This window comes from Pseudomonas sp. SIMBA_068 (genome assembly GCF_046534705.1).
Classification (GTDB): domain Bacteria; phylum Pseudomonadota; class Gammaproteobacteria; order Pseudomonadales; family Pseudomonadaceae; genus Aquipseudomonas; species Aquipseudomonas putida.
The window spans coordinates 1-256 of the sequence record NZ_JAWRYI010000983.1; the positions used below are offsets into that span (position 1 = coordinate 1).

Consider the following 256-nt stretch of genomic DNA (forward strand, 5'->3'; position numbering starts at 1 on the left):
TGGCGTCGGTGTGGCGATGTTTGCCATTCCGGTGGGTAAGGCAACCGGGCTGGATATTAATTTGCTGATTGCCGTTTCCGGTTTACTGATGACCGTCACCGTCTTTTTTGGCATTTCGGCGCTGACGGTTCTTTCGGTGATTGCGGTTCCGGCTATCGCCTGCCTGGGCGGTTATTCCGTGTGGCTGGCTGTTAACGGCATGGGCGGCCTGGACGCATTAAAAGCGGTCGTTCCCGCACAACCGTTAGATTTCAAT

1 protein-coding gene is annotated in these 256 nt (G+C 55.1%); it reads left to right on the top strand.

The genetic code is table 11. From position 1 onward, the window contains the following. Positions 1-256: cytosine permease (locus SB756_RS32360; protein WP_410913540.1), on the top strand; the 256-nt coding region annotated here is incomplete at both ends.